At 61.2% G+C, this 25,506-nt stretch carries 15 protein-coding genes and 1 tRNA gene; 12 read left to right on the top strand and 4 right to left on the bottom strand.

The genetic code is table 11. From position 1 onward, the window contains the following. Nucleotides 1-132 precede the first annotated feature (132 nt). From ATY77_RS21885 to ATY77_RS21865, 5 genes are all read left to right on the top strand, one after another. A complete protein-coding gene (locus tag ATY77_RS21885) occupies nucleotides 133-1,542 on the top strand; it encodes an XRE family transcriptional regulator (protein ID WP_088688817.1) in 1,410 nt (469 codons plus the stop codon). 126 nt (nucleotides 1,543-1,668) lie between these two features. Beyond that, the gene (locus ATY77_RS21880) at nucleotides 1,669-2,766 is read left to right on the top strand and encodes a polyamine ABC transporter substrate-binding protein (RefSeq protein WP_088688816.1); all 1,098 of its coding nucleotides are present in this window, start codon (nucleotides 1,669-1,671) and stop codon (nucleotides 2,764-2,766) included. 87 nt (nucleotides 2,767-2,853) lie between these two features. Next, on the top strand, nucleotides 2,854-3,996 hold the full coding sequence (locus ATY77_RS21875; protein WP_088688983.1) for an ABC transporter ATP-binding protein: 1,143 nt from the start codon (nucleotides 2,854-2,856) through the stop codon (nucleotides 3,994-3,996). Between the two features lie 4 nt (nucleotides 3,997-4,000). Next, complete coding sequence (locus ATY77_RS21870; protein WP_088688815.1) at nucleotides 4,001-4,912, top strand: ABC transporter permease subunit; 912 nt, start codon at nucleotides 4,001-4,003, stop codon at nucleotides 4,910-4,912. Nucleotides 4,913-4,915: 3 nt separating this feature from the next. Next, complete coding sequence (locus ATY77_RS21865) at nucleotides 4,916-5,734, top strand: ABC transporter permease (RefSeq protein WP_088688814.1); 819 nt, start codon at nucleotides 4,916-4,918, stop codon at nucleotides 5,732-5,734. 27 nt (nucleotides 5,735-5,761) lie between these two features. Here the strand turns inward: ATY77_RS21865 and ATY77_RS21860 are convergent, their stop codons facing one another. Next, nucleotides 5,762-7,654: an AsmA-like C-terminal region-containing protein gene (locus ATY77_RS21860; RefSeq protein WP_088688813.1), complete on the bottom strand. Its 1,893-nt coding sequence runs from the start codon at nucleotides 7,652-7,654 to the stop codon at nucleotides 5,762-5,764. A gap of 218 nt (nucleotides 7,655-7,872) precedes the next feature. Here ATY77_RS21860 and ATY77_RS21855 point away from each other — a divergent pair, with 218 nt between their 5' ends. Further along, nucleotides 7,873-9,825, top strand: coding sequence for an acetoacetate--CoA ligase (locus ATY77_RS21855; protein ID WP_088688812.1), 1,953 nt, complete (start codon nucleotides 7,873-7,875; stop codon nucleotides 9,823-9,825). Between the two features lie 313 nt (nucleotides 9,826-10,138). Here ATY77_RS21855 and ATY77_RS21850 read toward each other — a convergent pair whose 3' ends face one another. After that, nucleotides 10,139-13,939, bottom strand: coding sequence for a PAS domain-containing sensor histidine kinase (locus ATY77_RS21850; RefSeq protein ID WP_088688811.1), 3,801 nt, complete (start codon nucleotides 13,937-13,939; stop codon nucleotides 10,139-10,141). 210 nt (nucleotides 13,940-14,149) lie between these two features. Between ATY77_RS21850 and ATY77_RS21845 the strand changes: the two genes are divergently transcribed. From ATY77_RS21845 to ATY77_RS32955, 5 genes are all read left to right on the top strand, one after another. Next, the gene (locus ATY77_RS21845; RefSeq protein WP_088688810.1) at nucleotides 14,150-14,599 is read left to right on the top strand and encodes a phasin family protein; all 450 of its coding nucleotides are present in this window, start codon (nucleotides 14,150-14,152) and stop codon (nucleotides 14,597-14,599) included. 130 nt (nucleotides 14,600-14,729) lie between these two features. Further along, nucleotides 14,730-14,806, top strand: a tRNA-His gene (locus tag ATY77_RS21840). Between the two features lie 696 nt (nucleotides 14,807-15,502). Beyond that, nucleotides 15,503-21,598, top strand: a complete 6,096-nt coding sequence (locus tag ATY77_RS33395) for a M10 family metallopeptidase C-terminal domain-containing protein (RefSeq protein WP_088688809.1) — start codon at nucleotides 15,503-15,505, stop codon at nucleotides 21,596-21,598. Between the two features lie 213 nt (nucleotides 21,599-21,811). Next, the gene (locus ATY77_RS21830; RefSeq protein WP_088688808.1) at nucleotides 21,812-22,249 is read left to right on the top strand and encodes a DUF4174 domain-containing protein; all 438 of its coding nucleotides are present in this window, start codon (nucleotides 21,812-21,814) and stop codon (nucleotides 22,247-22,249) included. Between the two features lie 48 nt (nucleotides 22,250-22,297). Then, a complete protein-coding gene (locus ATY77_RS32955) occupies nucleotides 22,298-22,465 on the top strand; it encodes a hypothetical protein (RefSeq protein ID WP_088676904.1) in 168 nt (55 codons plus the stop codon). On the opposite strand, the gene ATY77_RS21820 is transcribed toward ATY77_RS32955, so the two are convergent. Both ATY77_RS21820 and ATY77_RS21815 read right to left on the bottom strand, forming a co-directional pair. Continuing rightward, nucleotides 22,462-23,343 (bottom strand): LysR family transcriptional regulator, encoded by an 882-nt coding sequence (locus tag ATY77_RS21820; RefSeq protein ID WP_088676905.1) that lies wholly within the window; start codon nucleotides 23,341-23,343, stop codon nucleotides 22,462-22,464. The genes ATY77_RS32955 and ATY77_RS21820 overlap by 4 nt on opposite strands. Further along, a complete protein-coding gene (locus ATY77_RS21815) occupies nucleotides 23,340-23,654 on the bottom strand; it encodes a putative quinol monooxygenase (protein ID WP_088688807.1) in 315 nt (104 codons plus the stop codon). Before ATY77_RS21815 ends, ATY77_RS21820 begins: the two co-directional genes overlap by 4 nt. A 167-nt stretch (nucleotides 23,655-23,821) precedes the next feature. Between ATY77_RS21815 and ATY77_RS21810 the strand changes: the two genes are divergently transcribed. Beyond that, on the top strand, nucleotides 23,822-25,318 hold the full coding sequence (locus ATY77_RS21810; RefSeq protein ID WP_088688806.1) for a CoA-acylating methylmalonate-semialdehyde dehydrogenase: 1,497 nt from the start codon (nucleotides 23,822-23,824) through the stop codon (nucleotides 25,316-25,318). The last annotated feature ends 188 nt before the right edge of the window (nucleotides 25,319-25,506 follow it).

The raw sequence follows: 25,506 nt of genomic DNA, 5'->3' as shown, positions 1-25,506 counted from the left end.
GGTCCTTATGGCCAGAAAAAGCTTTGATTTCCGGGCCGGAAAGAGGTTAAGATGAGGAGGATTGACAGCGGGGCGCTGTGAATTTGTAAATTCTTGTAAATACGGCTCGCCCCGCTTGTCAAAGGGTGTGACATGGCGGAACGAAAGATATTTGCCGGCGCGAAAGTAAGGCGCATCCGCAATGCGCTGGCGCTGACGCAGACGGCCATGGCCGAGGCGCTGGAGATCTCGCCCTCCTATCTGAATCTGATCGAGCGCAACCAGCGGCCTCTGACGGTGCAGCTTCTTCTGAAGCTCGCGTCGGTCTACAGGGTCGACCTGGAGGAGCTGCGGGGCCAGACCGGCGGCAGTCTCGGCCAGCTCAAAGAAGTTTTTGCCGATCCACTGCTGTCAGGCGAGCTGCCCGGCGACCAGGAACTGGTGGAGGTGGCTGAAGCCGCGCCCAATGCCGCGAGCGGTATGATCAAGCTCTATCGCGCCTATCGCGAGCAGGCCGCAAGACTTTCCGACCTGACGGCGCTGATGGCCGCCGAAGGCCATGCGCCGATCGCCGCCGGCCGATTGCCGCTCGATGAGGTGCGCGAGACGCTGGAGCGCCGGTCCGGCTATTTCGCCCGGATCGAGACGGCGGCGGAAGCCTTTGCCGCCACGCTTCCCGGCGGAACCGATCTCGGCGCCGGGCTGAAGGATTGGCTGCGCGCCGAGCGCGGCATCGCGGTGCGAGTCCTGCCGGTGCATGTCATGCCGGATCTGCGCCGCCGTTTCGATCGCCACTCGATGCGGCTCTTCATCTCCGAACGCCTGTCGCAGGCCGATCGCGCCCATGAAATCGCCGTCGAGGCCGTAACGCTCGCGCTGCTGCCGGCCATCAATGCCGAGCTCGACGATCTCTCGCTCTCTTCGGCCGAGGCGCGCCGCATCGCCCGTTTCGAGCTTGCCCGCATCGCCGCGCTGGCGCTCGCAATGCCCTACGAGGGCTTTTTTTCGGCGGCGAAATCGACACGCTACGACATCGATATATTGCGGGCCCGCTTCGGCGTTTCCTTCGGCCATGCCGCGGCACGCCTAACGATGCTGCAGCGCCCTGCCGCCTCCGCCATCCCCTTCTTCCTGATCGAGATCGATGCCGCGGGCCACCGGCTGCGCAGAGCCGGCGCGCAGGGTTTTCCGCAGGCCGGTTTCGGCGGCGGCTGCCCGAAGCTCAACATCCATGCCGCTTTCTTGCAGCCGGGCCAGATCCTCGCCGAAACGGTCATCATGCCGGATGGAGCCTCCTTCCTGACGGTCGCCCGCACGCTGGAGGGGCCGAGCGTCGAATTCGGCGAAAGGGTGAGGCGTACCGCGATCCTGATCGGCTGTGACGCGACCCTCGCAGACAGCCTGGTCTACGGGCAGGCGACGGCGCTCGAGCCGGTCGCGGTCGGTCCGGCCTGCCGCCTCTGCGAGCGGCGCGGCTGCCTTTCCCGCGCGGAGCCGCCTGTGACGAGACCGCTCGGGCTCGATGAGATGGTGGCGGGGCTCAGCGCCTTCGATTTCCAGTGATTGTGAAATCGTTGAAGACGCAGGATTTTGCGCTTGTGGGCTGCGGAATTCCTTCTTAGTCTGCGGGCAAAACCAGAGGGAAAAGACGTCCGGGGGTGCGGGCTCTTTGAACAAACAGGAGAAGTCATGAGCTCAATTATCCCAAGCGTGACGGCCGCCGCCGTTGCTGCGCTTCTTGCCGCCGCTCCGGCCTTTGCGCAGGAGCGCGTCGTCAACGTCTACAACTGGTCGGATTATATCGACGACAGCATCCTGACCGACTTCACCAAGGAGACGGGCATCAAGGTCGTCTACGACACCTTCGATTCGAACGAGACCGTGGAAACCAAGCTGCTCGCCGGCGGCACGGGTTATGACGTCGTCGTTCCCACTGCCGACTTTCTGCAGCGCCAGATCCAGGCCGGCGTCTTCCAGAAGCTCGACAAGTCCAAGCTGCCCAACCTTTCCAACATGTGGGACCTGATCCTGCAGCGCACCGCGGCATACGATCCGGGCAATGAATATGCGGTCGATTACATGTGGGGCACCGACGGCATCGGCTACAACGTCAAGAAGGTCGCCAAAATCCTCGGTCCCGATGCCAAGCCCGGTCTGGAAGTGATCTTCGATCCGAAGGTCGCCGAAAAGTTCAAGGACTGCGGCATCTACGTGCTCGACACCCCGAAGGACGTCATGACGACGGCCCTGCGTTATCTCGGCCTCGATCCGAACTCCACCAAGGCCGAGGATTTCCAGAAGGTCGAGGAACTGCTGACCGCCGTGCGCCCCTATATCCGCAAGTTCCATTCGTCCGAATATATCAACGCCCTTGCCAATGGTGATATCTGCATCGCCTTCGGCTATTCCGGCGACATGCTGCAGGCCCGCGACCGTGCGGCCGAAGCCAAGAACGGCGTCGAGGTCAATTACTCGATCCCCATGCAGGGCGCCCAGATGTGGTTCGACATGATGGCGATCCCGGCCGATGCGCCGCATGTGGCCGAAGCGCATGAGTTCCTGAATTACATGATGAAGCCGGAGGTCATCGCCAAGGCGAGCGACCACACCTTCTATGCGAACGGCAACAAGGCTTCGCAGCAGTTCGTCAGCAAGGAAGTGCTGGAAGATCCGGCTGTCTATCCGACGGAGGAGGTGATGAAGAACCTCTTCACCGTCAAGCCGTGGGATCCGAAGACGCAGCGCACCGCGACGCGAATCTGGACGAAGGTCGTCACCGGCCAGTAATGTGATGCCAGGCCCGGACGGCAACGTCCGGGCCTTTCAATTCCCGGCCCGGGTGGAAGCCGGCTGCATATTTTTCGGGGAATAATGATGAAATCTTTGGGCAATATCCGCCGCGCTTTCGCACCCTGGACCGATCCGTCCGCAAAACCTTTCATCGCTTTCAAGAATGTCACCAAGCGCTTCGGCAGTTTCACCGCCGTCGATGATCTGTCGCTTGATATCTATCACCGCGAGTTCTTCGCGCTGCTCGGTGCGTCCGGCTGCGGAAAGTCGACGCTGCTGCGCATGCTTGCCGGCTTCGAACAGCCGACCTCGGGCGAGATCGTCCTCGACGGCACCGATCTTGCCGGCACGCCGCCTTACAAGCGGCCGGTCAACATGATGTTCCAGTCCTACGCGCTTTTCCCGCACATGACGGTCGAGAAGAACATCGCCTTCGGCCTGAAACAGGATGGCATGCCGAAGGACGAAATGACCGAACGCGTCGCGCAGATGTTGAAGCTGGTCAAACTCGAGCAATTCGCCTCCCGCAAGCCGAACCAGCTCTCTGGCGGCCAGCGCCAGCGCGTGGCGCTCGCCCGGTCGCTCGCCAAGCGCCCGAAAGTGCTGCTGCTCGACGAGCCGCTCGGCGCGCTCGACAAGAAGCTGCGCGAGGAAACCCAGTTCGAGCTGATGGACCTGCAGCAGAGCCTCGGCCTCACCTTCGTCGTCGTCACCCACGATCAGGAAGAGGCGATGACCATGGCCGACCGCATCGCCGTCATGAGCCACGGCAAGGTGGTGCAGGTCGCAACGCCTGCCGAAATCTACGAGGCGCCGAATTCCCGCTTCGTCGCCGACTTCATCGGTGACGTCAACATCTTCGACGGCAAGGTGGCGACCTCAGGAAACGGCGCGGTCGAGATCTCGGTCGAAAGCGGCTTCACAATCCGCAGCGCCGCCGCTGAAACACCCGCCATCGGCAATACGGTCGGTTTTGCCATCCGGCCGGAAAAGATCCGTGTGACGCGTGCAGCACCCGCGAATGCCTCGGTCAATTCAGTCAAAGGCGAGATCTGGGATATCGCCTATCTCGGCGACATGACCGTCTTCCATATCAAGCTGCCGAGCGGCAAAGTCGTCAGAGCCTCTTCTCTCAACGCGCAGCGTTCCGTCGACGACCCTTTCGGCTACGATCAGGACGTCTGGGTCTCCTTCGATGAGAATGCCGGCGTGCTGCTGAAGGATTGAGCCTATGGGAACATTTGCCTCGCGCTTCTACAGCCGCCTCGTTATCATCATTCCCTATGCCTGGCTGCTGCTCTTCTTTCTGGCGCCGTTCTTCATCGTCTTCCGCATTTCGCTGTCGACGACGGCGATCGCCATACCGCCTTATGAGCCGGTTTTCTCGCTTGCCGATGGCTGGGCTGGTTTCTGGAGCAAGGTCGCGACCTTCTCCTTCGACAATTACGGCTACCTCACGGACGACCCGCTCTACTTCAACGCCTATCTGTCGAGCGTCATCATTGCCGGTATTTCGACCTTCCTGATGCTGCTGATCGCCTATCCGATCGCCTATGGCATGGCGCAGGCGCCGCGCAGCATTCGCCCGACGCTGCTGATGCTTGTGATCCTGCCATTCTGGACGAGCTTCCTCATCCGCGTCTATGCCTGGATTGCCATCCTGAAGCCGGAAGGATTGCTGAACCAGCTTCTGCTGTCGCTGCATGTTATCGACAGCCCGTTGATCATCCTCAACACCACGACGGCCGTCTATATCGGCATCGTCTATTCCTACCTGCCCTTCATGGTGCTGCCGCTTTATTCGGCGCTCGAAAAGATGGACGGCACGTTGATCGAGGCCGCCCAGGATCTCGGCTGCACGCCGATTCAGGCCTTCTGGCGCGTCACCTTTCCGCTGTCGATCCCCGGCGTGATCGCCGGCTGCATGCTGGTCTTCATTCCTGCCGTCGGTGAATTCGTCATCCCCGATCTTCTCGGCGGCTCGCAGACGCTGATGATCGGCAAGACGCTCTGGAACGAATTCAATGCCAACAGAGACTGGCCGGTCTCCTCGGCGGTCGCGACGATCCTGCTCATGATCCTGGTGATCCCCATCGTCTTCTTCCAGAATGCGCAGGCAAAGGCCGAAGAGCGGGGGAAGTAAGCTATGCTGAGATGGACCCGTTTCAACATCATCTCCGTCGCCCTCGGCTTTGCCTTCCTCTATCTGCCGATCGTGCTTCTTGTGGTCTTTTCCTTCAACGAGTCGAAGCTCGTTACCGTCTGGGGCGGCTTCTCCACCAAGTGGTATGTCTCGCTGCTCTCGAACCAGGCGCTGCTCGACGCCGCCTGGGTGACGATCCGTGTCGGCCTGCTGTCGGCCACCTTCGCGACCGTGCTCGGCACAATGGCAGCGCTGACGCTGGTGCGTTACACCCGCTTCCGCGGCCGCATGCTCTTTTCGGGCATGGTCTACGCGCCGCTCGTCATGCCTGAAGTCATCACCGGCCTGTCGCTGCTGCTGCTCTTCGTGGCGATCGGCTTCGACCGCGGCTTCTGGACCATCACGCTGGCGCATACGACGCTGACCATGTGCTTCGTCGCCGTCGTGGTGCAATCGCGGCTCTTGAGCTTCGATCAGTCGATCGAGGAAGCCGCGCAGGATCTCGGGGCTCCGCCGGTGCGCACCTTTTTCGAAATCACTCTGCCGATCATTTCGCCTGCGGTGTTTTCCGGCTGGATCCTGGCTTTTACCCTGTCGCTGGATGATCTCGTGATCGCAAGCTTCACCTCCGGTCCGGGTGCGACCACGCTGCCGATGAAGATCTACAGCCAGGTGCGTCTCGGCGTGACGCCGGAGATCAATGCGGTCTGCACCATCCTCATCGCCATCGTGGCCGTCGGCGTCATCTGCGCCTCGGTCATCACCAAGCGCCGAGAAGTGCAGCGCGAGCGTGACGAGCGCGCGGCCGCGGCCGGCGCGTGAGCGTTAGGCCCTGCCCGGTGTCGGGCTCTACTGCGCCTGGGGCGTGCTGTTGAGAAGCGGGACGGGCGAAATGACCGGGTTTGGCCATGAGCCGCCGACGAAGAACGGCAGAAGCGGCAGCTCCGCCGCCTTGGCCGGATCGGTCGCCTCCAGCGATCCGGAAAGCGCCAGCCCGTTCGTCTGATAGGTGATGACGCCGGAAAGCGTCAGCGTCTGCGCCGGCCCGGCGACGCGAGCGTCATGGATTTCGGCGGAGCCGTTGGCGAAATCGGCCTGAAGGTCCAGCTGGTCGAAGGCGAAAGCGCCGCTCGCCGCAGCACTGAGCGGAAAGAACGGCTTTTGGGCCGCCTGGGTCCGGAGCGCTCCGGCGTCGATACCGGGGATCGTGCCTTCCCGCGTCCAGAAGTGCAGCTTGCCGGTGACGTCGCCGAGACCGGCCGTCCAGATCGCCTTCGCCGACTGCAGGTCGAGATCGAGCGATCCTGTCGCAAGCGGCAGCGGCCCCTTGAGCTGCAGCCGTTCGGCAAGGGCAGCGAAGTCGGCGTTGCGGATCAACAGCTGCAATTTCCCGCCGCCGTCGAAATCGCGTTGTGTCGCCTCCAGATGCGCCGTCATTTCGCCGCCTTCGAACTGGCTGTCGCCAATGTCGAATTTCGCCTCGCCGCCGGTCACGATCATGCTGGCGCCGAGATCGGAAAGCTCGAAGAGCCCCATCTGCGCGCGGCGGGCCGAAAGCCTCACGTCGACATCGAGCATCTTCAGCGGCTCTCTCATGTCGGCGGAGATTTCCTCCGCCTCGCCGGCGGCGAGCCTCAGCGCGAAGGCGTCGAGGAATGGCTTGAGGTTCATCTGGTCGAAGGCAAGCGTGCCGCCGATCTTCGGCCGCTTGCCCGGCGCGGTCGAGAGGTCCATCACGCCGGTGGCGCTCGCTTCGTTCAGCGACAGGCTGAGATTGTTGAAGCGCAGCCCGGTGCCGGATGACATGATGTCGGCGTCGAACGAAGCGCTCCTCAGTGTGCCGATGCCGGGGATCGATTTGCCCGACCATGTAAGGAGCCCCGGCATGTCGGGAATGGTGACGGCGATGTTTCCGGAAAGTGACGAAAGGCTGGCGATGCTGGCGACGCCTTGGAAGTGCGCGGTCATCAGATTTGATGTCAGCGACGTCTTGGCCTCGGCGTTCCTGCCGGCAAAGGCGAGCAGCGGCTGGCGCGAGGCGTAGTCGATTTTCAGGTCCTCGCCGTTGATGCGGGCGATGACGACCGCCGAGATGGCGCCTGAAAGCCTCGGCCAAGCGATGTCGGCCGTGACGCTGTCGAAGTGATAGACGTTATTGCTCCTGACGTCGGTAACGACAAGCGTGCCGTCCTCGACGGTCACCGCGCCGATCTCTGCGTCAAGATCGGGATCGAGCACTTCCGCGCCGTTTTCGTAGCGGACGCCTCTGATGGCGCGGGCGAGCAGCCCCGCATAGCTCCAGTCGATCAGCCCTTTCTCGTCGCGCGTCAGCGCAAGGTTCGGGCGCAGCAGGTGGAATTCGTGGAAGCTCGTCCGTCCTCTCAGCGCATCGATCAGGCTGAAATCGGCCGACAGGCTTTCAATGCTGCCGAGCAGCTTGTCGCCGCTCTCACGTGGCTGGCGGATGGTGACCTGGTTCAATGTGATGCGCGGCGTCGGCCAGAATTCCAGAACCGGACTGCCCTTGATCTCGGCATGATAGCCCGTCCATTTCGACAGCGCGTCCTCGATGCCGGAGCGCACGAAACCGGTCGAGATGAGATAGGGCGCGGCGACCCTGAGGGCGACGAAAAGCCCCAGCGCGATCAGGAGGAAGAGCGTCGAAAGGCGCGCGAATGCCGGGAGCCAGCGCGAAACGGGCCCGATCTTCCTGCGCCACCTGCGATGTCTTGACGTACTCATGATCTCCGCCGGTTAACCCGTTATGCGCTGATTTCGCCGGATATAGGAAATGCCTCTCAGATGCAAATCCCTCCGGCGCCCTGCGTCCGCCGATATTGTGAATCGACGCTGAAGGGGATCGCGATTTCCGGGTTCGCCGAGCGTCGAATCCGGTCGGGTTCCGGCCTTTATAATGCAATGCAGCATGATATAAAGACCATATTGGGGAGGAGGATTGAATGCAGGACAACAGACCACTTTGGGTGCCATCGGACGAAGCCGTCGCAAAAAGCCCGATCCATGCCTTCATGGAGCGCTGCAATGCAGACTTCGGGCTTTCGCTTTCAGGCTTTGAGGACCTGCATGCATGGTCTGTCGCCGAGCGGGAGAAATTCTGGTCAACCGTCTGGGATTTCTGCGGCGTGAAGGGAGAGCGCGGCGCAAGGATACTCATCGACGGCGACAGCATGCTTGGCGCCCGCTTCTTTCCCGACGCAACGCTGAATTTCGCCGAAAACCTGCTGTCCGGTCGCGGCGGGGGCGATGCCATCATATTCCGCGGCGAGGATAAGGCCGAGGATCGCTGGTCGTGGGACAGGCTGCGCGCGCTGATCTCGAAGCTGCAGCAGGCCTTCAAGGCGCAAGGTGTGCGCGAAGGCGACCGTATTGCCGCCATGATGCCGAACATGCCGGAGACTGTCGCTGCCATGCTGGCGGCCGCCTCGATCGGCGCCATCTGGTCGTCCTGCTCCCCCGATTTCGGCGAGCAGGGCGTGCTCGACCGCTTCGGCCAGATCGGCCCCAGGCTTTTCATCGCCTGCGACGCCTACTGGTATTCCGGTAAACTGCAGGATGTCGGCGCCAAGGTCGCCGCGGTCGCAAAGAGCTTGGGCGTGCCGACGATCGTCGTCCATTATGCCGGCGACGCGCAGGCAGTGGCGGCCCACACGCCCGATGCTTCGACGCTCGAAGCCTTCATTGCGCCCTATGAGGCAGGGGAGGTCGAGTTCGCGCCGCTGGCCTTCGCCCATCCGCTCTACATTCTCTTTTCCTCAGGCACGACAGGCGTGCCGAAATGCATCGTCCATTCGGCCGGCGGCACGCTCTTGCAGCACCTCAAGGAGCAGCGGCTGCATTGCGGCCTCGAGGCCGGCGAGAAGCTCTTCTACTTCACCACCTGCGGCTGGATGATGTGGAACTGGCTGGTCAGCGGCCTCGCCAGCGGCGCCACGCTCTGCCTGTTCGATGGTTCGCCCTTTGCCCCGGACGGCAATGTGCTGTTCGACTATGCGGCGGCCGAGAACTTCGCGATCCTCGGCACATCGGCAAAATATATCGATGCGGTGCGCAAAAGCGGCCTGACGCCGCGCCAAAGCCATGATCTCTCCAGCCTGCGGCTGATGACGTCGACCGGATCGCCGCTGTCGCCCGAGGGGTTTAGCTTCGTCTATGAGGGTATCAAGGAGGACGTGCAGCTCGCCTCGATATCGGGCGGCACCGATATCGTGTCCTGCTTCGTGCTCGGCAATCCGCTGCAGCCGGTCTGGCGCGGTGAGATCCAGGGGCCGGGCCTCGGCCTTGCGGTCGACGTCTGGAACGATGACGGCAAGCCGGTGCGCGGCGAAAAGGGCGAACTCGTCTGCACCAAGGCCTTCCCCTCCATGCCGGTGATGTTCTGGAACGACCCCGATGGTGCCAAATATCGCGCCGCCTATTTCGACCGCTTCGACAATGTCTGGTGCCACGGCGATTTCGCCGAGTGGACGGAGCATGGCGGCGTCGTCATCCACGGCCGCTCGGATGCGACGCTCAATCCCGGCGGCGTGCGCATCGGTACGGCCGAGATCTACAATCAGGTGGAGCAGATGGAGGAGGTGGCCGAAGCGCTGTGCATCGGCCAGGAGTGGGACGATGACGTGCGCGTCATCCTCTTCGTCCGCCTCGCCGTGGGTGTGACGCTGACCGAGGATCTCGTCAAGGCGATCAAGACACGTATCCGCGCCGGCGCCTCGCCGCGGCATGTGCCGGCGAAGATCATCGCCGTCGCCGATATTCCCCGCACCAAGTCAGGCAAGATCGTGGAGCTTGCCGTGCGCGAAGTCGTCCACAACCGACCGGTGAAAAACCAGGAAGCGCTCGCCAATCCCGAGGCGCTGCAGCTCTTTGCGGGCTTGGAGGAATTGCGGACCTGATAAGGGATCGTAAACCACAAGCTTTCACCATTCATCAATTCGCTGTCATGGAAACCTTTCGTTAAGAAAGGTTGGTCAAAGGTGAAGCAACTTGGGGGCCGCACATGAACGAGGCGGCCTGGAGCCTCCGGGCTTACGAAACATGACGTTGATCGACTGAGCTCTTGTTGAACAGCACAAATTCAAGGCAGCCACTGGCTGCCTTTTTTTCTGAGAGCGATTCCAGCAAGAGTGCGCAACAACTTTGCCAAGAGTTAAGGGAAAACAAAGAGATAGGGCATTTCCGCGATCGAGAAAACGGAAACGCTCCGGATCAGCCGGCCAGCACGCGCTGCGACGGGAAGGTGATCTCGACGAGGGTGCCCTCGTTCGGCGCCGAATTGATCGAGAAGGTCGCCCGGTTGGCATCGACCATCGCCTTGGTCAGCGGCAGGCCAAGCCCGGTGCCGTCGCCGCGATGGCGTGATTGGGTCGAGGAAACCTGCCGGAACGGCTTCATCGCCTGGTCGAGTTCGCTGCGCGTCATGCCGACGCCGGTATCGCGGACCCGCAACACGACGCTGCCATTGGCTTCATAAGAGGTGGAGACGACGATCTGCCCGCCCGACGGAGTGAAGCGGATGGCGTTCGACAGGATGTTCAGCGCAATCTGCTTGATCGAGCGCAGATCCGCCACGACATCAGGCACCGCATGCGACAACGCCGTGCGGATGATGACGCGCTGGCCGTTCGCCTGCGGCTGCACCAGCGCCACGGCCTCCGAGACCGCCTCGTTGAGGCCGACGGCGGCAAAATCGAGATCCATCTCGCCCGCCTCGATCTTCGAAATGTCGAGCAGGTCGTTGACGATATCCAGCACGTGGCGGCCGGAGCGGCCGATGTCGTTGGCATATTCGATGTAGCGCGGATGGCCGATTGGCCCGAAGCGCTCGCCCGCCATCATGTCGGAAAAGCCGATGATGGCGTTGAGCGGCGTGCGGATTTCGTGGCTGACGCGGGCGAGGAAATCCGTCTTGTGGGCATTGGCGGTTTCGGCCGCGCCCTTGGCGTTGCGCAGCTCGTCCTCGGTGCGCTTCCACTGGGTGATGTCACGGATGACGGCGCAATAGCCGTTGGAGGAGGTGAGCTGGCCCATCGTCATGAACAGCGGTACGAAGCCGCCGGCAGCCTCGCGGCCGATCACTTCGCGCCCGTCGTTCAAGACGCTCGCCACACCATGGCCCGAAAGGCCGTTCAGATAGTCGAGCACCGCCTTCTGGCTCTCATGGGCAAAGAGCATCACGAAGGGTTTGCCGCGCGTCTCCTGCTCATCGTAATTGAAAAGCGCGCTCGCCGAGCGGTTCATCGAGCGGATGTCGCCCTCCGTGCCGATCACGACGACGCCGTCGGTCGCCGTTTCCAGGATCGAGCGCAATTCCTCGACCTCGATCTGCAGCTTGGCGACTTTCTCGACCATCCGCTCAGGACGCGCTTCGGACCGGCTGGCGTCACCTCGGCTGTCATCCTTGCCTTCGACCGGCATCAGCGCCAGCATCAGGGCATTGGCGTCCTCCCAGCGCACCGATTGCAGCCGCGCCGTCACCGGGACCAGCCTGTCGTCGGCTTTGACGAGCATCATGGTGCCGGAGCCCGCCGCCTTTTCCTCGAGGTCGCGGCGCTGCAGCAGCGCTTCGATGCCGCCGACCTCGCGCAGCGCTTCGAGCGACGCGTAGCCGGTCAGCCGCATGAATTCCGGATTGGCATGAAGCAGCGCATCGCCGACATGGATGAGCACGGCGACGGGCAACTGGTCGACCGTTCCGGCCGAAAGCCCATCCGTCATCTTCACGCGCGGCGGGATGAAGCTCGTCAGCACCTCGATCTGGCTGACCGTCTCCTCGAGACCTTCCGTCGCCTCGTCATCGGCGATGATTGCCGTTTCGTCGTCTTCACCCTCGGCTGCATTTTCGAAGATCGCTTCCTGCGGCGCCGCTTCATCGAGGAGGGGAACTTCGGCCTCGACCTTCTCGATTGCGGGCGCTTCCTGAAGATCGGCCGTCTCCGTGGGAGCGGCTTCCGCCGCTTCCGGGACGGCGGGGTCTTCCTTGCGCGCGCCGAAGGCTTCGAGACGTTTGGCGATTTCGCGGAAATTCGCCTGTTCGGCGGCCGTCAATCCGGCGCCGCCACTGTGAAGCTGAACGATCTTGTCGGTGAAACGGCGATTGGGCGTTTCCGAAATGCGCAGTGCCGGCGGCTCTTCCGCAGGGCTGGCGGCCTGTTCGGCGGCTGAGGCTTGCCCGGCGTCAGCGCTGCCCTCGGCCTCCTCTGTAGCGCTTTCAAAGATAGGCGTCTCAACGGCCGGCGCGCCGGCGGCAACTCCTTCGGGCGCCGACTCCTGGCTCTCCGGCTCGGCTGCTGCAGCCGCCTGGTCTTCCGCCACGGCCGTTTCGGCCGAGATAAAATGGGGCGCAGCTTCCTCGTCGGCAACGGGCTCGGGCACTGGGCCGAGGCTCGCCGCATCATGGCCGATTCCGTCGGGGCCGAGCGTCAAGCCAAGCGCCAGCGGGTCTTCCTGCGCATCGGACAGCCGGACGACGCCGAAACCGCGGAAGCCGTCGAAATCGCGATTGCGGGTATAAGTCGGCAATGCGGCGAGATCGACCGGAACGACGAGGCTGGTGCCTTCGACCGGCCAGAGGATCGTTTTGCCCGACCATGTATCGCGGCGGGCGAGCGCTTCGGAAAGCTTGCCGTCGGGATCGAGATTGAAGAGCGCGGCGATATCGCTGAAGGCGGAGCCGATGATGTCGGACGCATGCGGACCGACGGCCTCGGCGAATTCATGGCTGACCTCGTTGAACCGGCCCTCGGCATCGATCTTCCAGACGAAGCGTGTGGCGCGGCTGTTCGGCTTGAAGACGAAACCGGGCTCGGCCGCGAGCTTGGGGGCAGGAGGCACGTCGGCAACTTCAGCCGTCGCGAGTTCGGGTTCTTCATGGACGGCTGCCGCCGCCTCTTCATTTGGCGTATCGCTGGCCTCCGCCGGCGTTTCCGCCATGGCGACATCTTCCGTCGTCTCGCCGCCAGAGATTACGTCGTCTTCGACGGTTGCGGCAGGCTCCTCGACCTCCGCTGCGCTGCCGTCAATCTGGCTGCCATCGCTTTCCGGCATCTCGTGTTCGGCAGACTGCGTCTCAGCAACCGCGTCGTCCTCTTCTGTCCCGGCCGCCTGTTCACTATCGCCGGTGATGTCTTCAAGCGTCTCCTCGACCTCTTCGATGTCAGAGACCGCATCGATGATCTCGGTGAAGCCGGTGGCGGCGGGTTCATCCTGAAGCGCCTCGGCCGGTGCCGGGCTGTCTTCCCCCGCAGGCGCGTCGGTCGCCTGCAGCGCGGGGACGTCGGCTGTCTGCGGCAGGCGCGTATCGATGGTTTCCTGCGCGGGCGGATCGATGGGGTCGAGGTGGCCGAGCACGGTCTCGACCGCAAAGAGCAGGTTGAGCGCCGGCTCGTCGCTGAGCTTGCCGACGGCGGCAGGCAGATAACCCTTGCCGGTTGCAACAGGGCGCTTCACCAGCCGGTCGGGATGGGCGCCTGCAAGATTGATCAGCGTCTTTGCCGTCTCGCCTGATATGGTGAGCGAGGCAAAACCCGGCGAGGCGGCGATAACCTCGCCATTGGCGCCGATGACGGCCATATGCGTGTCGGGATCATCGAGCCCCTGCAGCATCTGGGCGGCCGCAGCGCTCGATGTCATCGGTCTTGCCGAGACCGGCACCGAAAACAGGATTGCCCTTTCGCCTGACGAAAGCCGGATCAGTTCGGCCGCGGCCTGCGCCTGCACGCGCTGGAAGCCCTTGGCGACGCGGATCATCAGATTTCTGCTGTCGCCGATATCGGCAAGCTGGCGCGCGGCCGTTTCCAGCTGGCGGAAGGTGATGTCGCCGCGGTCGAGGCCCTGATCGAGAAGGTCATAGACCGCCGAGTGGCCGAAAAGCTCCGCACCTGCACCGTTCGCCCAGAGCAGACGGGCAAGATCGGCCGAAAACAGCACCATCGCCTCGCCGCGTGAAAAGCGCTCCCGCACCCGCGCATGCACGGCAATGTCGATGAACGGGTATTGGACTGCGGGCATGATCGAACCTTGTCGCTGTCGGCGTCTAAATTAACGGCTTATTAATAACTGCAGGTCGCAAGCCGGTCCAGAACAGCCGGGTCCTTTCGGCCGGAAAGGTTAACGACTTGTGCGTCGCACAAAAAATGTTGCAATGCACAATAAACTATCCTATATAGACGTCATTCGATGATCACAGGCAGCGACTGCCTCAACCCAAAGGAATGCGACATGGCTACCATAAAGACCGATGACGTTTTTTCAATCGCTTCTTTCGACCCGTCCAAGCTCGCGGAATCCTTCCGTGAATTCGCCGAAAAGGGCGCCCAGCAGTCGAAGGACGCCTATGCCAAGCTGAAGACCGCTGGCGAGGAAGCCGGCAAGACCCTCGAGGCCACCGTCCAGACGGCACAGGCCGGCAGCGTCGAACTCGGCCTGAAGGCGATCGACATCCTACGCGTCAATTCCGAGAACTCGCTGTCGCACTTCGAAGCGCTGCTCGGCGTAAAGTCTGCCGCCGAATTCTTCGAGCTGCAGACCGCCTTTATCCGCAAGCAGGCCGAAATCGCCGTCGAACAGGCGAAGTCGATCCAGGAAACCACCAAGCAGGTTGCCGAAAAGCTCGCAAAGCCCTCCAAGGACGCCGCGGAAAAGGCCATGGCCTCCTTCAAGGTTGCCTGATCGGTCTTGACCGAGCAAAGACAAAAGGCTGGACCTCACGTCCAGCCTTTTTGTATATTGACGAGGAATGGGGCTTGAATTCATCGCCAAGTCCTCGTATGTGACCCCCATCGCGCCGAGCGCGGTTTATGCGGTTGTAGCTCAGTTGGTTAGAGCGCAGGTTTGTGGCACCTGAGGTCGGAGGTTCGAGACCCCCCAACCGTACCATTTCCCCACGTCAGTTCCTTATCAGGCAGATCGTTTCAGCGAATGTCATTTCGCACGCTAATCCTCTCTCTAGGTATTTAGCTGTCGGTAGCGATCCTGTCCGGAGGTTGGATTGTTTTGCCAAAGGGGATGACCGTTTACCTGGGGCGCCTCTGAAAAGGAACGCCATCTCAACGGCAAATTTGCTGCTTATTTGCCACATCAACTCGAACATTTGCGAAGTGCAACCCGCGCGTATGGTGCCATGCCGCGCTGTGGGCTAAATGTCCGCAAGCAGTAGCAGTGAGGTCGACGATTGCGGCAATCCACCCAAGCAAAATCGCAGAAGATGCGAACAGCGAGGCCAATCCCGCGGCATGAGAGCGGGGGTAGCCGCGGCGCCGAAACAATGCGGGACCTGCCTTTCCCGATATCACCGAGTTTGCGGCTTATTAAATTTCAGCAGATGACTGTAACGGCAATTTAAGTGCCGTCGTGGCAGCAATTGCGGAGGTTCGGACGCGCGAGTACAGGATCTTGAACTATGTCTTCTGGCCTTCGGTAAAGGTTGCGGAGGAAGCGTTTGATGAGCGCCGATTGCGAAGGTCAAAGACTTCATGAAGATAAATAAAGCTTTTAGTTGAATTCTCCTCTGATTTGAAGCAGAGGGAAATGGGCATTAGACGCAGCGGAATGGAATAGGCAAACGGGGATTTTATGACAGGCATTAGCACCGCCACGAAGAACGTGTTCTTGACCGGGGATAAGAAAATTGACGGACTCTTCAGCGGCGTTGCCTGGGATGGAACGATAACCTATGCGTTTCCCACGACCTCGACATGGTACAACTATAGTGGGGAGAAAGATTACAGTTTCTCTGCGATTTCCTCGGAGCAGCAGTCCGCGGCCTTGTTTTACATGGAGCAATCCTACGGGAATGCGGCAAATGATGGTTTTTCGGTAGAGGGGTTTACGAACGCCAACTTTATGGCCGGGGGCGTCGAGAGTGCAGCTATCCGGTTCGCTCAATCGTCGGATCCCGAACTTTCGACAGCATGGGCCTATTATCCGGATTCTGGATTGCGCGGCGGCGATGTCTGGTTCGGGACAGGATATGCGGGCACGGAATCCGACTATCGCTATCCGGAGTTCGGCAACTATGCGGGACATACGTTGGCACATGAGTTGGGTCACGCTCTGGGGCTGAAACACGCTCACGAACCGGATTTTTTTTACAATCCGACGGTCGTTCCGAGCGCCTACGATTCAGTCGAATATACGATCATGACCTACCGCACATACGTCGGCGATAATACGAGCGGCGGGTACACGTATGAAGCTGACGGCGCGCCACAAACCTTTATGATGCTCGACATCGCCGCCTTGCAGAAAATGTATGGAGCGGATTACACCACGAACAGTGGCGATACCGTCTATAAGTGGAATCCGGACGAGGGCATCACCTATGTCGATGGGGTTGCGGCGATCACGCCCGATGCCAACCGGATCTTCGCGACAATCTGGGACGGCGGCGGCATCGACACCTATGATTTGAGCGCTTATACCACCGCCCTCAAAATTGACCTGCGAGCAGGCGGGTATTCGGTCTTTTCCCAGAGTCAGCTGGCTGATCTGTGGGGCGGTCCGAACAACGGCTATGCCCGCGGCAATATTTTCAACGCACTCCTTTTCAATGGCAATGTTGCGTCTTTGATCGAGAATGTTCAGGCGGGCTCGGGCAACGACAACATTGTCGGCAACGAGGCGAACAATACGCTTTGGGGCAATGCGGGAGATGATTCGCTTTATGGTGGCATTGGCAACGACACGCTGATCGGGGGTGTTGGTTCCGACTGGATGGTGGGCGGAGCGGGCAACGACCTCTATGTCGTCGACGACAGCTTCGATTTTGTGATCGAGAGTTGGAATGAGGGGACGGACACCGTCGAGACGGCGCTTTCAGGCTATACGCTTCGCAGCAATGTCGAGACCCTGACCTATACGGGATCTGCCAGCTTCACCGGCACCGGCAATGCGCTCGCCAATACGATCACCGGCGGCGCCGGCGATGACACGCTGGATGGTGGAACTGGCGCGGACAGCTTGATCGGCGGCGAGGGCAACGACACCTATGTCGTCGATAATGCCGGCGATATCGTTACAGAAGCTGCGGGCGTCGACACGGTTCGCACGACACTGGCGAACTATACGCTTGGCAGCGACCTCGAGAACCTTACCTTTACCGGCACGGGAACTTTTATCGGAACAGGCAATAGCCTCGCTAACACGATCAGGGGCGGGGCAGGTGCCGACACCCTGGACGGGAAGGCCGGAGCAGACATACTGATCGGCGGTGCGGGCAATGACACCTATGTCATTGACAATGCCGGCGACATTGTCACCGAAGGGCTGAACGAAGGAAGCGATCTGATCAAGACGGCGCTGTCTTCCTATGCCTTGACCAATATTGCCAATGTCGAAAACCTGACCTTCACCGGCACCGGCGATTTTGTCGGAACTGGAAATAGCCTCGCCAACAAGATCACCGGCGCCGCCGGCAACGATACGCTTGACGGCGGCGCCGGCAACGACACGCTGGTCGGGGGTGCTGGCAACGACATCTACGTGATCGACAGTGCGAGCGACGTGGTCACTGAGGTGGTCAGCGCCGGCACCGACGAAATCCGCACGGCGCTTGCAGCCTACTCGATCGCCTCATTGGTCAATGTCGAGAACCTGACCTATACGGGATCCGCCAACTTCACCGGCACCGGCAATGCGCTGGCCAACATTATCACCAGCGGCGCCGGCAATGACACGCTGGATGGTGGAACTAACGCGGACAGCTTGATCGGTGGTGATGGCGACGACACCTATGTCGTCGACAATGCCGGCGACCTCATCACCGAAGCCGCCGACGAGGGGACCGACACGGTTCGCACGACAGTGACGAACTATACGCTTGGCAGCGACCTCGAGAACCTCGCCTTTATTGGCATTGCGGCCTTTACTGGGACAGGCAATAGCCTTGCCAACACGATCAAGGGCGGGGCAGGTGCCGATACCTTGGACGGGAAGGCCGGAGCAGACATGCTGATCGGCGGTGCGGGCAACGACACCTATATTGTCGATGACGTTGCCGACGTAGTCACCGAAGGGCTGAATGCGGGAGGCGATCTGATCAGGACGACGCTTTCTTCCTATGCCTTGGCGAATATTGCCAATGTTGAAAACCTGACCTTCATCGGCACCGGCGATTTTAGCGGAACTGGAAACAGCCTCGTCAATGCGATCGCTGGCGGCAGCGGCAACGATCTTCTGGACGGCGGCGCCGGCAACGACACACTGATCGGCGGTGCAGGCAATGACACGCTTGACGGCGGCGTCGGCAACGACACTCTGGATGGCGGTGCCGGCGACGACATCTATGTGGTCGACAGCGCGAGCGACGTGATCAAGGAGGCGGTCAGCGCCGGCACCGACGAAATCCGCACGGCGCTTGCAGCCTACTCGATCGCCACATTGGCCAATGTCGAGAACCTGACCTATACGGGATCCGCCAACTTCACCGGCACCGGCAATGCGCTGGCCAACATCATCACCGGCGGCGCCGGCAATGATGTGCTGAACGGTGGGGCCGGTGCGGACAGCTTGATCGGCGGTGATGGCAACGACACTTATATCGTCGACCATGCCGGTGACGTTGTCACCGAAGCCGCCGACGAGGGGACCGACACGGTTCGCACGACGCTGGCAAGCTATACGCTTGGCAGCGACCTCGAGAACCTCACCTATATCGGCACGGTGGCTTTTGTCGGGACAGGCAATGATCTCGACAACACGATCACCGGTGGCGCTGCCATCGATACGCTTTCGGGAGGCGCAGGCAATGATGTGCTGAATGGCGGGGGCGGGGCCGATCGTATGTTCGGTGAGGTGGGCGACGACATCTATGTTGTCGATCATGCCGGCGACATCGTCACCGAAGCGGTCAACGCGGGGATCGACACGGTTCGCACGACACTGTCCGCCCACACACTGGCGGCCAATGCCGAAAACCTCACCTACATCGGGACGGCGGCCTTTGTCGGAACAGGGAACCTGCTCGACAACGTGATCACGGGTGGTGTTGGCGCCGACAGCCTCGCCGGGGCTGCGGGCAACGACACATTGATCGGCGGGGCTGGTGCCGACAAGATGTCGGGTGGGATAGGCGACGACATCTATGTGGTCGACATAGCAACAGACGTCGTGATCGAGAATGTGAACGAAGGGACGGACACGGTCCAGACAGCGCTTTCAGGCTATACGCTCGGCAACAATGTCGAGAACCTGATCTATATAGGGTCAGCCAACTTCAGCGGCGCCGGCAATGCGCTTGATAATACGATCACCGGCGGCATCGGCAATGACACGCTGAATGGCGCGGCCGGTGCAGATATCTTGATCGGCAGAGGGGGCAACGACACCTACATCGTCGACAATGCCGGCGATACCGTCACCGAAGCCGCCAATGAGGGAACCGACACGGTTCGCACGAACCTCGCGAGCTATATGCTGGCCGACAATGTCGAAAACCTGACCTTTGCCGGCACAGGCACATTCGCTGGTACCGGTAATAGTCTCGACAACACGATCACGGGTGGGGCTGCCACCGATACGCTTTCCGGCGACGCCGGCAATGATGTGTTGGATGGCGGGGTCGGTGCGGACAGCTTGATCGGCGGTGATGGCAACGACATCTACATCGTCGACAATGCCGGCGATATCGTCACCGAAGCGGCCGATAAGGGGACCGACACGGTTCGCACGGCATTGGTGAACTATACGCTTGCCGACAATGTCGAGAACCTTACCTTTACCGGCACGGCAACCTTTACCGGGACGGGCAATAGCCTTGCCAACACGATCAGGGGCGGGGCAGGTGCCGATACCTTGGACGGGAAGGCCGGCGCAGACATACTGATCGGCGCAGCCGGCAACGACACCTATATTGTCGATAACGTTGGCGACATGGTCACCGAAGGCCTGAATGAAGGGGTCGATTGGATCAAGACGACGCTTTCAAGCTATACGCTCGGCAACAATGTCGAGAACCTAATGTATACGGGATCTGTCAGCTTCACTGGTACCGGCAATGCGCTGATCAACACGATCAGCGGCGGCGCGGGCAACGACACGCTGGACGGCGGCGCCGGCAACGACACACTGATCGGCGGTGCAGGCAATGACACGCTTGACGGCGGCGTCGGCAACGACACGCTGGATGGCGGCGCCGGCGACGATATCTATGTGGTCGACAGTGCGAGCGACGTGATCAAGGAGGCGGTCAGCGCCGGCACGGACGAAATCCGCACGGCGCTTGCAGCCTACTCGATCGCCACATTGGCCAATGTCGAGAACCTGACCTATACGGGATCCGCCAACTTCACCGGCACCGGCAATGCGCTGGCCAACATCATCACCGGCGGCGCCGGCAATGATGTGCTGAACGGTGGGGCCGGTGCGGACAGCTTGATCGGCGGTGATGGCAACGACACTTATATCGTCGACCATGCCGGTGACGTCGTCACCGAAGCCGCCGACGAGGGGACCGACACGGTTCGCACGACACTGGCAAGCTATACGCTTGGCAGCGATCTCGAGAGCCTCGCCTATATCGGCACGGTAGCCTTTACCGGAACAGGCAATGATCTCGACAATGCGATCACGGGAGGTGCTGCCGCTGATACGCTTTCCGGCGGCGCAGGCAATGATGTGCTGAATGGTGGGGCCGGGGCCGATCGTATGTTCGGTGAGGTGGGCGACGACATCTATGTTGTCGATCATGTCGGCGACATCGTCACCGAAGCGGTCAACGCGGGGATCGACACGGTTCGCACGACACTGGCAAGCTATACGCTTGGCAGCGATGTCGAACATCTCACCTACATCGGCACGACAGTCTTTGTCGGGATAGGCAATAGCCTCGACAATACGATCACGGGTGGCGCTGCCGCCGATACGCTTTCCGGCGGTGTCGGCAACGATACGCTGAATGGCGGAGTGGGTGCCGATCGTTTGATCGGCGGGACGGGCGATGACACCTATATCGTCGACAATGCCGGCGACGTTGTCACCGAAGCGGCCGACGCGGGGACCGATTCGGTTCGCACGACATTGGCAGGCTACACGCTCGGCAACAATGTCGAGAGCCTGACCTATACCGGGTCCGCGAACTTCAGCGGCGCCGGCAATGCGCTGGCCAATACGATCACCGGCGGTGCCGGCAACGATATGCTGAACGGCGGGGCAGGTGCGGACACCTTGATCGGCAAAGCGGGCAACGACACCTATATCGTCGACAATGCCGGCGATACCGTCAGCGAAGCCGCCAATGAAGGAACCGACACGGTTCGCACGAACCTGGCGAGCTATATGCTTGCCGACAATGTCGAGAACCTGACCTTTGCCGGCATAGGGACATTTGCTGGTACCGGGAACGAGTTGAACAATATTATCGTCGGCGGCAGTAGCTCTAATACGCTAACGGGCGGCGCCGGCAATGATATCCTCACTGGCGGAGCGGCGGCTGACGTCTTCGTTTACTTGGCGAATTGGGGCCATGATACGATCACAAACTTTATAGCAACCGGCTCCGCACATGACGCGATCTCGATCGATAACAGCATTTTCGCTGACTGGGAGTCGCTTTTTGCGGCAACCGAGCAGGTCGGGAAGGATACAATCATTACTGCCGATGCCGACAACACCATAACGCTAAGGGATGTCGCTCTTTCAAGCCTTCAGTCGTGGGACTTCTTGTTTGCGTGATCGATGCTCGGACGACATCGCGGCACATTTTTGCCGGAAGGGTTAAACCCGTAACAGCGTGAATCAAATTCCGGCGGATATTGACGCACGTTGTTGCGGGCGGAGCTCTTTAAATCACGGTAGGCGCTGTGCAGGAACGAAAAACCAGGATTCCGTCGATCAGATGGAACCCGCGCCATCCCGAGCCGTTCTCCAAGATGATGGAGAACCTGCATGTCGAAAACCCTACTCTACGGGGCGGCCAAGATCGACGAGACGAACAGCGCCTATTCGCCGGTGGAAAGTCTTGCGGCCTTCCAGTGGAAGAACCGGGTCTTCATCCTTTTCTCCGACAGGGACAATGCCCGCGCCGCCCGCCAGGAAAATCAGTTGCTTGCCGATCGAAGCGCACTCGATGAGCGCGATATGGTGGTGCTGAAGGTGTCGGGCGACACCGTGCGGTCGCTTTTCGGTGCGGCCGAGGCTTTAGACGGGCAAGCGCTGCGCCGCGACCTGGAGGCGTCCGAACCGGGCGAATTTGCCGCCTTCCTTGTCGGCAAGGACGGTACGGTCAAGCTCAAGGTCAGCGAGCCGATTACCAGTGGCGAACTTTTCGCCGTCATCGACAGCATGCCGATGCGCGCCGCAGAAGCGCTGAAGCCGGACAAATAATCCGACCGAACATCGTTTACGACGAACATCATGAAAGGAAGGGCGGCCATGTCCCTGCCGAACGAACCGATTCCCGATCAGCCGCCGATGCCGGCACCCGGCTGGAAGCCGGTACCTCCGATCAAGGAACCGGAGCCGGACCGGCTGCCCGACGAGGCGCCCGTCCCAAATCCCGACGAGAACGACGAGCCGGCAAAACATACGTTCCGGCGCTAAAGGAAGATGTGCCGCTCGGCGCTGACGAGTTCCTGGAGGAAGTCGGCGACGCTCCTGACGCGCAAGAGATCGCGCGCCGTTTCGTGATAGGTCGTCCAGTAGGCGCGACGAATCGAAATATCAGGCAGGATGCGCTGGAGTTCGGGATATTGCCGGGCGATGTAGTCATGCAGGATGCCGATGCCGGCCCCCGTGCGGACCGCCTCCGTCTGACCGATCGCAGTCGAGATTTCGAAGCCTGCATCCCAGCTGCGCATGACTTCGCCGGAAAAATTCAGCGACGCGGTGAAGATCAGGTCTTCGACATAGCCGATGCGCCGATGCGCCTTGAGCGCGTCGATATCCGCTGGTGCTCCCTGCGAAACCAGGTACTCCCGCGAGGCATAGAGGCCGAGCGTATAATCGGTCAGCTTCGAGGAAACGAGCCGGCCCTGCTCCGGCCGTTCCAGCGTGATGGCGATATCGGCCTCGCGCTGCGACAGCGAGAAGGAGCGCGGCACCGGCACGAGCTGGATTTTCAGTTCCGGATGGCGCTCGATCAGCCTGCCCATTCGCGGCGCGAGAAATGAGACGCCGAAACCGTCGGGCGCGCCGACGCGCACCGTGCCGGCGATTGCCGTGTCGGTGTGGCCGAGATTGGCCTGCACTGCCAGCATTTCGGTTTCCATGCGCTCGGCAGCGTGCAGGAAGACCCCGCCTTCGGCCGTCAGCTCGCAGCCATTCGTGCGGCGGATGAAAAGCCGCGTCTTCAGCGCCTCTTCGAGCGACGTCAGTCGCCGTGAAAGCGTGGCGTGATTGAGCCCCAATCGCTTCGAAGCGGCAAGAATTTGCCCGGTGCGGGCGACGGCGAGGAAAATGCGGACATCGTCCCAGTTCATGGCTTGGCACGCATGGCAATCGGATCGACGTCCATCAGCGTCAGCGATGTCACCATGCCTGCCGTCTCACGCTTATATTTGAGGAAATGCGGCGTCTGCAGATGGGCCTCGTAGGCTTCCTGATCGGCGTAGACCTCGAGGATACGGATCTGGTTTGGATTGTCCCGGATGGAAACGGCGTCGAGTGAGAGAACGCCGTCTTCCAGCGCAAGCGAAGCCTCGATTTCTTCCGTGAGCAAGGCGCGATAGGCTTCGAGCGTCTCCGGATCAATCTCCAACTCCGCCATTCTGACAACAGGTTTCCGGCTCATCGGCTCGACCTTCCCTGGGTTTGACTTGTCCTTACGCCGTACCAAGTTTGAGGCAGCAATATGTGTCACCGGACTACAATATGCGCACAACGGTTCCTTATATCAGCGCATTGATTTGTGCAAATTGAAGTGCGATTGTAGGGCATCCCAAAACAGGAGGAACACCCATGCGTGAGATCGGTCATTTCATCGGCGGCAAGCATGTTGCCGGCACCAGCGGCCGCGTCAGCAATGTCTATAATCCGGCGACCGGCGAAGTGCAGGCGACCGTGGCGCTCGCTAGCGTCGAGGAACTGCGCGCCGCCGTCGAGAACGCCAAGGCCGCGCAGCCGAAATGGGCTGCCACCAATCCGCAGCGCCGCGCCCGCGTCTTCTTTAAGTTCGTCGAACTCCTGAACCTGCACATGGACGAACTGGCCGAAATGCTCTCCAAGGAGCACGGCAAGACGATCGAGGACGCCAAGGGCGACGTTATTCGCGGCCTTGAGGTCTGCGAATTCGTCTGCGGCATCCCGCATCTCGCCAAGGGCGAATTCACCGAGGGTGCGGGTCCGGCGATCGACATGTATTCGATCCGCCAGCCGGTCGGCATCGGCGCCGGCATCACCCCCTTCAACTTCCCTGGCATGATCCCGATGTGGATGTTCGCGCCGGCGATCGCCTGCGGCAACGCCTTCATCCTGAAGCCGTCCGAGCGGGATCCGTCCCTGCCGATCCGTCTTGCCGAACTGATGATCGAGGCTGGCCTGCCCGCCGGCATTCTGAACGTCGTCAACGGCGACAAGGGTGCGGTCGACGCCATCCTCACCGATCCCGATATCGGCGCCGTTTCCTTCGTCGGCTCGACGCCGATCGCCCGCTACGTCTATGGCACGGCGGCGATGAACGGCAAGCGCGCCCAGTGCTTCGGCGGCGCCAAGAACCACATGATCATCATGCCTGACGCCGACATGGACCAGGCTGTCAACGCGCTGATGGGCGCAGGCTACGGTTCGGCCGGCGAGCGCTGCATGGCGATCTCGGTTGCCGTTCCGGTCGGTGAAGAGACAGCCAACCGCCTCGTCGAAAAGCTGACGCCGAAGATCGAATCCCTGCGCATCGGCCCTTACACCGACGACAAGGCCGACATGGGTCCGCTCGTCACCAAGGAAGCCTATACCCGCGTTCGCGGCCTCATCGACCGTGGTGTCGAAGAAGGCGCCAAGCTCGTCGTCGACGGCCGCGATTTCAAGCTCCAGGGCTATGAAGACGGCTATTTCGTCGGTGGCTGCTTGTTCGATCATGTCACGCCCGAGATGGATATCTACAAGACCGAGATCTTTGGACCTGTCCTCTCTGTCGTTCGGGCCCAGAATTACGAAGAAGCGCTGTCGCTGCCGATGAAGCACGAATACGGCAATGGCGTTGCGATCTACACCCGTGACGGCGATGCCGCCCGCGATTTCGCCTCGCGCATCAATATCGGCATGATCGGCATCAACGTTCCGATCCCGGTTCCGCTCGCCTACCACTCCTTCGGTGGCTGGAAGGCATCGAGCTTCGGCGACCTCAATCAGCACGGCACCGATTCGATCAAGTTCTGGACGAAGACCAAGACCGTCACCGCCCGCTGGCCGTCCGGCATCAAGAGCGGCGCAGAATTCGTCATGCCGACGATGAAGTGATCTGCACGATCGATAGACTTGCAATTCGGGGGCCTCGTGGCCCCCGTTTTATTTGCTGTCTTGGAAACCGCCGCACCGCAGCGATATGCTCCTCCGTCCCGGCACGCGCGGGGCGCAGGCATGGCGTTCTGGATTGCAACCAGAAGATTTCGGCGCAGGATTGACGACGCGGCAATTGGCCTCATAAG

It is taken from the genome of Rhizobium sp. R634, from assembly GCF_002211305.1.
Taxonomy (GTDB): Bacteria; Pseudomonadota; Alphaproteobacteria; order Rhizobiales; family Rhizobiaceae; genus Rhizobium.
The sequence above is the reverse complement of the archived record's forward strand: the minus strand, read 5'-3'. Positions and strand labels throughout refer to the sequence as shown.